Here is a 12,237-nt window from a genome sequence, read left to right as displayed (position 1 = left end):
TCGGTAGGGGCCCCGACGCTCAGCGCCGCGTCGCCTGCCCACGCTCCACCGCGGCGTCGGCTCCCCATTTGAACAGCATCGCGATCGGCGGAAGCAGGCCGACGGCGAGCAGCAGCAGCGTGCGCCAGTCCGCAGGGAGCAGTCGGTCCCCACCGGGACCACCGACCATGCACACGAGAAACCCCACGAACCAGGCGACGAGCGGCCACGTCGCCTGCCCGACGCTGTCGGTGACGGACCTCGCCCCGCGGACGAGCAGCACGTTCACGACACCCGCGACCAGCGCGCTCACCGGCACCGCCACCGCCCCGATGTGCGTCGGTAGGAACAGCACGGCCAGCAGCGCCGTCAGGAACCCGTCGAACACCAGCAACGTCAGGATCAAACGGTCGACGGTCCCGTGGTCGGCGGCGGGTGCGGTGGTCATGCCGTCGATCGTAGGCGCCGGGCACTCACCCCACGGGCGGGTACCCGAGCATCGTCAGGAGGTTCGACTGCATGTGGACGAATCCGTGCAGCGCGTTCATGTACTGATCGTGATGCATCTGCGAATTGGGCCGCAGCGAGTCCACGAACTCCACTATCTGGTTCTGCACGCTCCAGTTCACGCCGGCACCTCCGAGCCATCCCCCGCAACTATGATCCAGATCACAGCCTAGAGGGAAGGACGCTGCCCGTCACCTGTCTCGCCGAGAAACCGACTCAGTGATGGAAACTCGTGCGCTCACTGGCCGCGGGGACCCCGCCGCCACTCAACGCCGCGACCGACTCCTCGATGTCGCGGGCAAGCAACTCGATCACGTCACGAGAAATTCCGTGCCGCACCAGAACCCGCTGGATCACCGTGTTCTCCCGGTTCGCGGGCAACGGATAGGACGGCACCTGCCAGCCACGCATCCGCAGGCGGTCGCTCAGGTCGTACAGCGAGAATCCTGCGTTCTCCGGATCGGTGAGCGTGTACGACACCGCAGGCAGCCCGCCGGTGCCGTCGTAAAGGATGGTGAACGGGCCCATCTCTCGGATCTCGTCGGCAAGGTGCTTGGCCGTGTCCGCGCACGCCTGCTGGATCCGACGGTAGCCCTCCCTCCCGAGACGCAGCAGCAGGTAGTACTGCGCGACGATCTCGCCGCCCGGCCGGGAGAAGTTCAACGCGAAGGTCGGCATGTCACCGCCGAGGTAGCTGACCCGGAACACCAGGTCCTCGGGGAGCAGGTCCGCGCTCCGCCAGATCGCCCAGCCCACTCCGAGTGGCGCCAGCCCGTACTTGTGACCGGACGAGTTGATCGACGCGACACGCTCGATCCTGAAGTCCCACACCAGCTCCGGCTGCACGAACGGCGCAATGAAGCCACCACTCGCGGCATCCACGTGGACAGGAATGTCCCAACCGTGATCCGCCTGGATCGCGTCGAGTTCGGCGGCGATCTCCGCGATCGGCTCGTAGTCGCACGTGTAGGTGACGCCCAGGATCGCGACGACACCGATGGTGTTCTCGTCCACGTACTCCCTCAGCTGGTGCGGCTGCATTCCGGTGGCACCCTCCTCCACCGGGACCTGCCGCAACTCGACGTCGAAGTAGCGGGCGAACTTCTCCCAGCACACCTGCACCGGACCGCACACCAGGTTCGGGCGGTCGGTCGACTGCCCTGCCGCGCGCCTGCGTTCCCGCCACCGCCACTTCAGTGCCAGTCCGCCGAGCATCGCGGCCTCGCTGGACCCCGTCGTCGAACACCCGACCGTGTTGCGGCCGTCCGGACTGTTCCACAGGTCGGCGAGCATGTGCACGCAACGAGACTCGATCTCCGCGGTCTGTGGGTACTCGTCCTTGTCGATCATGTTCTTGTCCATGCACTCGTCCATCAGACGATGCACCTCGTCCTCCGACCACGTGGAACAGAAGGTCGCGAGGTTCTGCGAGGAGTTTCCGTCGAGGGCCAGTTCGCCGTGGATCAACGCTCGGACGATTCGCGGATCCGACGACCCCTCTGGCATTCGATACTTCGGAAGCTCCGCTTCACTCAGCGGCGTCGAATAGATGTCGTCGGTGATGTCGGATCGGTCACCGACCTTGTGCAGTGCCATCAGCACTCGTCCCTTCGTGGGTGAAGCTCACACACACTTGGAAGTCACACAGGTGAATCGACCACAGCGTAGCCCGCGCAAGGCCGTTTCACAGTCCGGAGAACAGATCCCGCTCGCGTCCGTCGGCGGCCACGTCACCGAGCGTCCCGCGCACCAGAACGTAGTGCTCGTCGACGAGGATCGGCTGCACGATGTCGTTCGACAGCGCATACTCCGTCCCACTCGGAGACACCGTCACCTGCGTCGCATGCGCCTCGAAGGCCGCCACCTTCGCCGCCAGGTGCTCACGAACGTCGACCGTCGTCGTGACCTCGGAGTCCGGAACGCACGGCAACTCACCGGGTTCGGGCAGACGCCAGCTCGCTTGGAACTCGGTGATGCACTCGAGACCTGCAGCCAGAGACGTCTCCTCGGTCACGGTCCAGTACAGCTTCGCCACGTCCCACGGAGCCCCGGCTCCAGCATCCGACGCGGCCGACTCGACAGCCGCCGTCACGACGTCGTGCACCCGGATGTGGTCGGGATGGCCGTACCCGCCCTGCGGGTCGTAGCAGACGACGACCTGCGGGCGCCGCTCCCGGATCACCCGGACCAGCGCCTCGACCACCTCGTCGGCGTCGGCGTTCACGAACGCCCGCGGATTCCGTGCGGCCGGGGTGCCTGCCATCCCGGAGTCGCGCCAACGACCGGCGCCGCCGAGGAACAGCGGCGAGGACACCCCGAGGCGGCCGAGTGCCGCGGTCAGTTCCAGGATCCGGTATCCCCCGAGCTGGTCGGCCTCGTCGGCGACGAGACCGGCCCAGCTCTCCCCGATGACCTCGCCCTCCTCGCCGAGAGTGCAGGTCACCACCGTGACCTCGGCGCCCTCCGCCGCGTACCGGGCGATGGTGCCGCCGGTCGTCAGCGACTCGTCATCGGGGTGCGCGTGCACCAGCAGCACACGCCGGGGCGGCGTCGAATCGTTCACGGCAGTCACGTGGTGCGTCGTCATCCCTGAGTCCTCGACCAGTTCGCGGCGTCACCGAAGATGCCGACCTCGATCGCCCCGGACAGCGTCACGCCGTCCACGTCCGGCCCCGCCGCGACCACCGTCGTGTCCTGCAGGATCGGCAGCACCGCGGCAAGGTCCCACAGGCGCGGCTCGGCCTGGGAGATCACCTGCCCGACGTCGCCGACACCACGCAGTGCGGCATCGATCCCCTGCTGCAAGGCGGGATCACACAGGCCCGAAATGTTGCTCGGGGCTTCGGGATTCGGAGCGTCTTCCGAATCCTCGTCGGTGGCGTCCGGCGCTTCGGTCGCCGCGGTGCCCGCGGCTGCGCTCGCCTCGCCCGTCGGCTCAGCCTCGGGTGCAGCGGGCAGCGGGCACCCGTATCGGGACGCCAGCACGGTCGCGGGATCCGCGCCCGCACGCGCCCAGCCGACGACCGCGTCCACACGACCCTCGACCAGTGCCTGCCCGTACAGTTCCTCGGCACGCATCGTCGTGACATCGACCAGGACACCGGTGCCGCGCAACTGGTCGGCAACCGTGTTCGCAACCGCGATCGCGGAGTCGTCGCCGGTGGTCGCACCGATTGTCAACGCCAGCTGTTCACCGTCGCGAACCAGACGCACCTCTTCCTCCGGAGCCTCCGCGGAGTCGTCGGGCTGCGCCTGCGGGACGTCGAGAATCCACCCGGATTCCGCGAGCAGACGCAGCGCGTCGTCCCGGGTGAGCGCAGGCGGAGCCGTCGGAACGTATCCGGGTGCGGACGGTGCGAGCACCTGGGCTCGGGCGACCGTCGCGTTCGCGCCCGACGGCGACCCCACCGATGCGAGCAGATCCGTGTTCAGCAGGCCGGTGAGGGCACGCCGTACACGCTGATCCGCCACGACGTCGGTGCGGCCGTTGAACGTCAGGTCCAGGACTCGCGGTTGCGGTGTCGTACCCGCCCGCACCCCGGGGACCGCGGCGAGCTGCGCCTGCAGGGAACCGGCACCGCGCACCTGCACGACCTGGGTGTCACCGGACCGGACCGAATCGGTGAGCTGGGCGTTCGATCCACCGCGCCGCATCAGGATCTGATCGGGCGTCGCTGGCGTTCCCCAGAAGCGGTCGTTGCGTTCGAGCAGGATCTCGTCGCGTCCACGGTCGACGCTCTTGATGTGGAAGTGCCCACCGGAGACCGGGATGTTCTCCGCGAGCCCGCGGGAGAAACCGCCCGGAGTGTCCTTGACGAGATGCGACGGCAACAGGTCCGTGAAGAGCTCGCGCCATGCCGGATAGGGCGACGTCAGGGTGACGGTGACGGTCTTGCCGCCCGCCGACGAGGCGATGTCGTCGATCAGCGCGTAGCCGGCGGGGTCGACGACGCCGGGCTGGCTGATCATCTGCCGCCACAGGTAGCGGAAGTCCTCGGCGGCGATGGGTGCGCTGTCCGACCACTGGGCTTCGTTGCGGAGTTGATAGGTGATCGTGAACGGCGCCTGCGACGTCACGTCCGCTGTCACGAGCAGCGACTCGTCGGGCACCCAGTCCGTCCCGCCAGGCACGGTCGGACTCTGGATCGGCCGGAAGGGACTCGGCAGCACCATCGAGGTGACGGCCGCGTTGACCGGAGACTGGTCCGAGAGCAGGTGCGGGTTGAAACCCTGCCCGATCTCGTCGATCCCGACGACGACGGTGTTCTTGGTGGGAACGGTGGTGGTGGGTTTCGGACTGTCCGTGCTCTCCACCGGGGGTGGTGGGTTTGCCGTGCAGCCCGCCAGGGCCAGTCCGGAGACCAACACGGTCACCATCCGCAGGATCGCTCGCACCCACCGTTCCCTTCGTAAGCGGCTACGCCGCCTGTGCGCCTTCGCGGTAGTCGGAGCTACCGCGAAGGCGCACAGGCACGTCAGCGCACTTTACAGCGCAGCCTTGTCACGGGACTTCGCGCGCGAACGCTCGCGGGCGCGCTCGGTCGCGTTCAGGTGGACCTTGCGGACGCGGATGGCCTCCGGGGTGACCTCGACGCACTCGTCGCCCGCGCAGAACTCCATCGCGGACTCGAGGGTCAGCTCGATCGGCTTCGCGAGCGTCTCCGTGACGTCGGCCGTCGCCGAACGCATGTTGGTGAGCTTCTTTTCCTTGGTGACATTGATGTCGAGGTCCTCGGCGCGCGGGTTGATGCCCACGACCATGCCCTCGTAGGTGTCGGCACCCGGATCGACGAAGAATGTGCCGCGATCCGACAGCTGGATCATGGCGAACGGGGTCACGCTGCCGCTCCGGTCCGAGACGAGCGAACCGGTGTGGCGCGCGCGGATCTCGCCGGCCCAGGGTCCGTAACCGTGCGAGACGGCATTGGCGATGCCGGTGCCGCGGGTTTCGGTGAGGAAGTCGGTGCGGAACCCGATCAGGCCACGCGACGGGACGATGAACTCCATACGGACCCAACCGGTTCCGTGGTTGGTCATCTGGACCATCTTGCCCTTGCGGTTCGCGAGCAGCTGCGTGATCGCGCCGAGGTGCTCTTCCGGGGTGTCGATGGTCAGTTCCTCGAACGGCTCGTGCAGCTTGCCGTCGACCTGACGGGTAACCACCTGCGGCTTGCCGACGGTCAGCTCGAAGCCCTCACGGCGCATCTGCTCGACGAGGATGGCCAGCGCCAGCTCGCCGCGGCCCTGCACCTCCCAGGCGTCCGGGCGACCGATGTCGAGGACGCGCAGCGACACGTTGCCGATCAGCTCGGAGTCCAGGCGCGTCTTGACCATGCGCGCGGTGAGCTTGTGCCCCTTCACCCGGCCGACGAGCGGCGAGGTGTTGGTTCCGATGACGACCGAGATCGCGGGCTCGTCGACGGTGATGGTCGGCAGTGCGACCGGGTTCTCGGTGTCGGCGAGGGTGTCGCCGATCATGATCTCCGGGATGCCCGCGACGGCGACGATGTCGCCTGCGCCTGCGCTCTCGCCGGGCTCACGGGTGACGCCGACCGTCTTGAGCAGCTCGGTGATCTTGACGGTCTTCACGCCGTCGGCATGCATCCACGCGACGTTCTGGCCCTTGCGGAGCTGGCCGTTGTGGATGCGAACCAGCGCGAGACGGCCGAGGAAGTCGGACGCGTCGAGGTTGGTGACATGGGCCTGCAGCGGTGCGTTCTCGTCGCCCTTGGGCGCCGGGACGTGCTCCATCAGCACGTCGAAGAGCACGTTGAGGTTCTCGGTGTCGGGCGCCTGGCCGTCCTCGGGACGGTTCAGCGACGCCTTGCCCTCACGGCCCGACGCGTACAGGACCGGGAGGTCGAGCAGCGCCTCGGCGGCCTGAGCGGCCTCGTCGTCGAGGTCGGACGCCAGGTCGAGGAGCAGGTCCTGGGCCTCGGTGACGACCTCCTCGATGCGGGCATCGGGGCGGTCCGTCTTGTTCACGACGATGATGACCGGCAGGGACGCCGAGAGGGCCTTGCGGAGCACGAATCGGGTCTGCGGCAGCGGGCCCTCGGACGCGTCGACGAGCAGGACGACGCCGTCGACCATGGACAGGCCGCGCTCGACCTCGCCACCGAAGTCGGCGTGGCCCGGAGTGTCGATCACGTTGATGACGGTGACGGAGCCGTCTTCGTTGTGGCGGTGGACCGCGGTGTTCTTCGCGAGGATGGTGATGCCCTTTTCGCGCTCCAGGTCACCGGAGTCCATCACGCGGTCGACCAGCTCGGCGCGCTCGGCGAAGGCGCCGGACTGGCGCAGCATCGCGTCGACGAGGGTGGTCTTGCCATGGTCGACGTGCGCGACGATGGCGACGTTGCGGAAATTGGTGGTGCTCACGCGGGGCGTTCTCCTGGCTGCTGATGGGGCCACACGAATTTGGGGTCGCACGGCTTCTGGCTGCCGCTACGCGCATGCGTGATTTCCATTCGCGACCCCCGTCAAACCGAACGTCGCGTGCCGAATCGACATTTTGCGCTGGTGCAGGGACTGCGGCCAGCGAACATCCTACCCGCCTGCGCACCGGTTCCACACATCGCAATCCCCGATCACGGCCCCTGACCAGGGAATAGTGATCTGCGACACGGGCGGCGTTCAGGGCCGAGCGAACCACCCGGACGGCCCCACCCGGGAGTCCTTCCGTGGGGCGTAGTGGTCGAAGAACACCCGAGCGCTGAGTTCCTTCCGGTTCGAGACGCCCGCCTTGTCGAAGACGACCTTGAGGTGGTCCTGCACCGTCTACGGGGACAGATGCAGAGCCTTGGCGATCTCGGCGGTGCTCGCCCCGCGCAGGACCCCGTCCACGACGTCGCGTTCCCGGGCCGTCAGCCCGAACGCCGCCACCACCAGCGGTACAACCTCGGGTGCGCCTGCCGGCTCGATCGTGACCACGATCTGGGTGGGATGACCCGCGCGCCCGGTGAGCGTGGCGGCGTGGACGGCCAGCCACTGGCCGGTCACCGAGCGGACCCGAACACGCGGAGGAGCCGACGTCCGCCCCGCCGCGAACGCCCGCGCACCCGCCAGCGTCGCCAACACCGGCTGGGGAAGTTCCGCCCAGAGGTCCCCACCGAGTTCCTCGACACGCGCCTGCGCGGCCAGGGTGGCCTGACACAGCTGGTTGTGGTGGTCGAAGGTGAGGACCGCGGGTCCGTCCACCCTGTCCGCAGCGAACCGCTCTCCCGCTTCGACGCCGACCTCGACCCCCCGTGCCGCGTCCACGATCAGGCCGGCGCGAACCCCGACGGCGAGCGTCCCGGACAACCCCTGGAGGAAATCGGCCTCCGCCGGGCTGAACCCACTGCCACCCGCCCGCCGATAGATGGCCAAGCCGCCCCACACGTCTCCACCGGTCCGGATCGTCGCCCGCATCTCGTGCCCGAGGTCGAACATCGGCTCGAACAGATCCCGGAACCGGGAGCTGCGCCTCGGATCGCCCCCGGTCTCCTCGTGGAGGATGCTCACGCCGACCTTGCGACGGGCCAGATCGGTGAAGAGACTGACGTCGTCCTCGACGTACTCGTGGAAGGCGAACTCGACCTCGCACGGGTTGTCGAGTCCGGACTTGACCGAACCGGTCACCATCGACGTCGCTGGATCGATCGTGCCGAAGCACGCCGCGTCGAACGGCACCGCCTTCGTCAACAACTCCATGGCGGTCAGGCCGAACTCCTGCCACGACCCACCGGCCCGCGACAGAGCGTCCAGCTTGGTGCGGACCGTTTCCGCGCGCATGGTCGTCATGGCGTGGAATCCTCCCGTGCGCGGCGCAATTCCGACACCCCAGGTTCCTGGGATGTCGAAGGCCCGGTCGCGAGGGATGTGCCCGGCCGTCACACCGCCGCAGGCTGGCGGCCATGACATCGACACCGATCGACCTCGACGCCCACCGCTCCCGCACCCGCTCCGCCACCGCCGCGTGGGACCTGCTCGCCGCCGACCTCGACGGCAGGCTCCACCTCCCGGGCGATCACGACTGGCCTGCCGCGACCCTGGCGTGGAACGTGAGCGTGACGCAACGTCCCGCCGCGGTCGTCACTGCCGCGACCGTCGCCGACGTCGTCAAGACCGTCCGCTTCGCCGCCGAATGCGGTGTCCGCGTGACGGCGCAGCCGGGTGGCCACGGGGCGAACAAGGCGCTCGACGACACCCTCCTGATCCGGACCGCCGCCCTCGACGACATCTGGATCGACTCCACCGCGCGGACCGCGCGAGTCGGAGCGGGCGTGAAGTGGGGTGCGCTGCAGTCCGCGCTCGACGGAACCGGCCTGACCGGTTTGGTCGGCTCGAATCCCGACGTCTCGGTGGTGGGCTTCTGCCTGGGCGGCGGACTGTCGTGGTTCACCCGCCCGTACGGGCCGGGATCGGGGTCGCTGAGCGCGGTCGAACTGGTCGACGCGGGCGGCACGCACCGGTGGATCAGCGACGACACGTCCCCCGAACTGATGTGGGCCCTTCGCGGGGGAGGCGGCGAGTTCGGCATCGTCACCGCCGTCGAGATCGACCTCTTCCCGGCTCCCGAGATCACGGGCGGCCGAGTCGCCTTTCCCGCCACCGACGCCGCGGCGGTGCTGCGCGCTGTCGCCGCCCTGACGGCCACCGCTCCGGCGGAACTGTCGGTGTGGGCGTCGATCATGCACTTCCCGCCGATCCCGGAGCTGCCCGACGAGATCCGCGGGCAGTCGTTCTGCTTCGTCGACGCGATACTGCTGGGCTCGGAGGGCGAGCTCACGACCCGATTGGCCTCGATCCGCGCGGCGGGCACGGTCCTGCGCGACACCACTCGCCCACTGCAGCCGGGCGACGTCGGCACGATCTGCGAGGAGCCGACGGATCCGTCACCGGGCGTGCACTCCTCGATGATGCTCACCGCGTTGGACGACGACCTCGTCGACCTGGTGGTCGAGCGCGCCGGTACGGCCGGCTCGCTTCCGCTGAGCCAGATCCAGTTCCGTCACCTGGGCGGTCCGTCGCGCACGGGGCGGGCCGGCGCATTCGACCTCCGGCCTCGCGGTGCCGAGTATGCGGTGATGACGCTGACCGTCGCGCCTGCACCCGATCTGCTCGCTGCCGGAGCGGAGGCGATGTCGACATTGTTCGACGAGCTCGCACCCTGGTCCGCGGGCCCCACCGTCCCGACGCTCCTCGGGCCGGGCGAGTCACTGGACCGCGCTTTCGACGCGCCGGTCCTGAACTCGCTAGGTCGACTGAAGGAGTCGGTCGACCCGTCGCACGTGATCCGCGGCAACTACCCGGTGCACGGCCGCTGACCCGAGGTCCAGGGCGACTGAGGACACGCTAACCTCCCTCGGAGAGTCGCTTCGTGGTTGTCGAGTGGAAGGTCCCGGTCGCCGATGAGCAAGGTCAAGGCGAAGAAGGTGTCGAGCCTGAAGCCGAAGAAGAAGTGCTGCCGCAGCAAGACCCGGTGTGTGAAGTGCCCGGTCGTCATCATGCGGATGAAGAAGCTCGAGGACCAGGGCGCAACCGGCAAGGAACTCAAGAAGGGCCTGAAGAAGGCGCGTGCCGCCTGAGCCGACCGACCTACCTGACGGCGAGGAGGCCGATCAGCTCGGGCAACCAGGCGCGATCGTTGGGCACCAGGTCGGCGCCAAGGAGGTCGGCGGCGCCGACCCACCGCACCGCGGCATGTGCGAGCGCCACCGGGACGCCTGACTTCAATTCCACGGCATACGCCCGCAGCACCATCCCGTTCGGCAGCGGCACGTCCACACCGATCCGCGCACCGACGACCGTCTCGACGCCGAGCTCCTCGCGCAGTTCGCGTCGAAGTCCCTCGGCAGGCGTCTCGCCAGGTTCGATCTTGCCGCCGGGAAGCTCCCACCGGCCTGCCAGTTCCGGCGGGCTCACGCGCTGCGCGAGCAGCAGCCGGCCATCCTCGACGATCGCCGCGGCGGCCACTTCCCGCCGGTCGTCCCTGTTGCTCGCACCCGTGCGCATGGGACCATCATGACCATGGCGGAGTTGCTGACCGACGCAGAGGTCGCCGAGGCACTGACGGGGCTGCCGCAGTGGCGCCGCGACGGCGCGGCGATCGTCCGAACCATCGAACTGCCCACGTTTCCCGACGCGATCACCCTGGTCGACCGGGTGGCCGAGATCGCCGAGTCGGGCAATCACCACCCCGACATCGACATCCGCTGGCGAACGCTCACGTTCCGGTGCTCCACCCATTTCAAGGGCGGAATCACCGATCTGGACGTGACGCTGGCGCGGGCGATCGACCGGCTGGCCGCGGGCTGACCCGACCGGCGTAGATCACCCACAGGAAGAAGGCCGCCGTCCCGATGACGTCGACCGCACCGAGCCACGCCAGGAGGCCGGGCCGGGAGATCAGCCAGATCGAATCCTGGAAGAAGCTCAGCACCCACGGCACACCGACCAGCATCGACGTCAGCCACATTCCGGCGAGGATCTTCGAGCCGAGGCGGTCGGCGAGCGGACCGTGCACCAGCCAGATCGACATCGGGATCAGCCACACCCAGTGGTGCGACCAGGAGATCGGCGAGAGCAGCAGCCCGAACAGTTGGACGATCACCAGCGTGCCCAGCAGATCGTCACGCCCGAGGGACCGCCACGCGAACCACGCGAGCACTGCCGCGACCGCAACCCCGACGAGCCACACCCCGCCGCTGCCGACGTCGTGTCCGGCGACCCGGCTGATCGCGCCGCGCAGGGACTGGTTCCAGACCGACCCGACCGGCCCGATCCGAGACGCGTCTCCGAGCAGGTGCTCGAAGTAGGTGCGCGCCTCGTTCCCGATCAGCAGGTAGCTGAGGGCGACGGTGCCGCCGAAGGCGACCGCGGCGAACACCGCGTCCTTCCAGCGGCGCCGCAGCACGAAGTACAACCCGGTTACCGCCGGAGTCAGCTTGATGCCTGCGACGAATCCGACGAGCCCGCCCGCAAGCCACCACCGAGTCGAGCGCACCGCGACCATCGCCCCGAGCGCGAGGAACACGTTGACCTGTCCGTAGTCCAGGGTGGTGCGGACCGGTTCCGTCCACATTCCGACCACGGTCCACAGGAGGGCGATGGACGTCCATCGGCGGTCGAGTCCGCGTGTCCACGCCGTTCGGGTGCCATGGAGCAGTTCGATGCTCATCCGGACCAGCAGGTAGAGCGCTCCGATCGTCGCGAGTTGCCATCCGATGCCGACGACGGGGAACGGCAGATAGTGCAGTGGGAAGAAGACGAGCGCGGCGAACGGTGGGTAGGTGAACGGCAGCGGGAAGTCGGGAGTCACCTCGGAGTACGTGAAGTCGTACAGGTCGCCCTGGAGCAGGGCCGCAGATCCGTCCACGTACACGTGCAGGTCGACGAGGTTCATGCCGTTGGCGCTGAGCAGGGACCATGCCATCCGTGCCGCGACCGAGACGAGAAGGAGCAGGGGTGCCAGCCGCAGGAATCGGTCCGCCCGTGTCCTGGGGCCGCGGGCCGGGGCGGCGTGGTTCGCCTCGGACGCAGGGGTCGTCTCGGACACTGTGCTCGTGTTCTCCAGGGTGGTGGTGTTCCTGCGGGCCGGACCCGACTTGGTCGTCGGCGAGCCTACGTCAGGGGCGGCGGACTCGATGCACGGCGACGGCAGCACGTAACAGTTGCATCAACTACCTCAGAGTTCACTCCCGTAACACGCTATCGTCGGGACGTCGACATCGTCGGAAGTACCAGTGAGTACACTTCCGCGGGTGC

13 protein-coding genes are annotated in these 12,237 nt (G+C 68.5%); 3 read left to right on the top strand and 10 right to left on the bottom strand.

Annotation, left to right across the window (positions count from 1 at the left end):
• Nucleotides 1-19: 19 nt before the first annotated feature.
• The 8 genes from FFS72_RS15565 to FFS72_RS15540 all read right to left on the bottom strand — a co-directional run bounded on the left by FFS72_RS15565 (nucleotide 20) and on the right by FFS72_RS15540 (nucleotide 8,271).
• The gene (locus tag FFS72_RS15565; protein WP_137874793.1) at nucleotides 20-427 is read right to left on the bottom strand and encodes a hypothetical protein; all 408 of its coding nucleotides are present in this window, start codon (nucleotides 425-427) and stop codon (nucleotides 20-22) included.
• Nucleotides 428-452: 25 nt separating this feature from the next.
• The gene (locus tag FFS72_RS26505) at nucleotides 453-608 is read right to left on the bottom strand and encodes a hypothetical protein (RefSeq protein WP_171018704.1); all 156 of its coding nucleotides are present in this window, start codon (nucleotides 606-608) and stop codon (nucleotides 453-455) included.
• Between the two features lie 94 nt (nucleotides 609-702).
• Entirely contained in the window at nucleotides 703-2,082 is a 1,380-nt protein-coding gene (gene gad, locus FFS72_RS15560; protein WP_137874792.1) for a glutamate decarboxylase, read from the bottom strand.
• 88 nt (nucleotides 2,083-2,170) lie between these two features.
• A complete protein-coding gene (gene mshB, locus FFS72_RS15555; RefSeq protein ID WP_137874791.1) occupies nucleotides 2,171-3,073 on the bottom strand; it encodes an N-acetyl-1-D-myo-inositol-2-amino-2-deoxy-alpha-D-glucopyranoside deacetylase in 903 nt (300 codons plus the stop codon).
• Nucleotides 3,070-4,863, bottom strand: coding sequence for an ABC transporter family substrate-binding protein (locus tag FFS72_RS15550; protein ID WP_137874856.1), 1,794 nt, complete (start codon nucleotides 4,861-4,863; stop codon nucleotides 3,070-3,072). The genes mshB and FFS72_RS15550 overlap by 4 nt, the downstream gene beginning before the upstream one ends.
• 108 nt (nucleotides 4,864-4,971) lie before the next feature.
• Nucleotides 4,972-6,867: a translational GTPase TypA gene (gene typA / locus FFS72_RS15545; RefSeq protein WP_137874790.1), complete on the bottom strand. Its 1,896-nt coding sequence runs from the start codon at nucleotides 6,865-6,867 to the stop codon at nucleotides 4,972-4,974.
• 255 nt (nucleotides 6,868-7,122) lie between these two features.
• Nucleotides 7,123-7,263 (bottom strand): hypothetical protein, encoded by a 141-nt coding sequence (locus FFS72_RS26500; protein WP_171018703.1) that lies wholly within the window; start codon nucleotides 7,261-7,263, stop codon nucleotides 7,123-7,125.
• 3 nt (nucleotides 7,264-7,266) lie between these two features.
• Nucleotides 7,267-8,271 carry a helix-turn-helix transcriptional regulator gene (locus tag FFS72_RS15540; RefSeq protein WP_137874789.1) on the bottom strand — a complete coding sequence of 335 codons (1,005 nt, stop codon included), beginning with the start codon at nucleotides 8,269-8,271 and terminating at the stop codon, nucleotides 7,267-7,269.
• 113 nt (nucleotides 8,272-8,384) lie between these two features.
• On the opposite strand from FFS72_RS15540, the gene FFS72_RS15535 reads away from it, so the two are divergent.
• On the top strand, nucleotides 8,385-9,797 hold the full coding sequence (locus tag FFS72_RS15535; protein WP_137874788.1) for an FAD-binding oxidoreductase: 1,413 nt from the start codon (nucleotides 8,385-8,387) through the stop codon (nucleotides 9,795-9,797).
• A gap of 84 nt (nucleotides 9,798-9,881) precedes the next feature.
• Nucleotides 9,882-10,058 (top strand): hypothetical protein, encoded by a 177-nt coding sequence (locus tag FFS72_RS26495; RefSeq protein WP_171018702.1) that lies wholly within the window; start codon nucleotides 9,882-9,884, stop codon nucleotides 10,056-10,058.
• A gap of 10 nt (nucleotides 10,059-10,068) precedes the next feature.
• Here the strand turns inward: FFS72_RS26495 and FFS72_RS15530 are convergent, their stop codons facing one another.
• A complete protein-coding gene (locus FFS72_RS15530) occupies nucleotides 10,069-10,485 on the bottom strand; it encodes a (deoxy)nucleoside triphosphate pyrophosphohydrolase (RefSeq protein ID WP_171018701.1) in 417 nt (138 codons plus the stop codon).
• Nucleotides 10,486-10,500: 15 nt separating this feature from the next.
• On the opposite strand from FFS72_RS15530, the gene FFS72_RS15525 reads away from it, so the two are divergent.
• Nucleotides 10,501-10,788, top strand: coding sequence for a 4a-hydroxytetrahydrobiopterin dehydratase (locus FFS72_RS15525; RefSeq protein ID WP_137874787.1), 288 nt, complete (start codon nucleotides 10,501-10,503; stop codon nucleotides 10,786-10,788).
• On the opposite strand, the gene FFS72_RS15520 is transcribed toward FFS72_RS15525, so the two are convergent.
• Nucleotides 10,733-12,028: a mannosyltransferase gene (locus FFS72_RS15520; RefSeq protein WP_137874786.1), complete on the bottom strand. Its 1,296-nt coding sequence runs from the start codon at nucleotides 12,026-12,028 to the stop codon at nucleotides 10,733-10,735. The two genes, FFS72_RS15525 and FFS72_RS15520, sit on opposite strands and share 56 nt — an antisense overlap.
• Nucleotides 12,029-12,237: the final 209 nt, after the last annotated feature.

The organism is Rhodococcus sp. Q, assembly GCF_005503035.1.
Lineage (GTDB): Bacteria > Actinomycetota > Actinomycetes > Mycobacteriales > Mycobacteriaceae > Rhodococcus_G.
The sequence above is the reverse complement of the archived record's forward strand: the minus strand, read 5'-3'. Positions and strand labels throughout refer to the sequence as shown.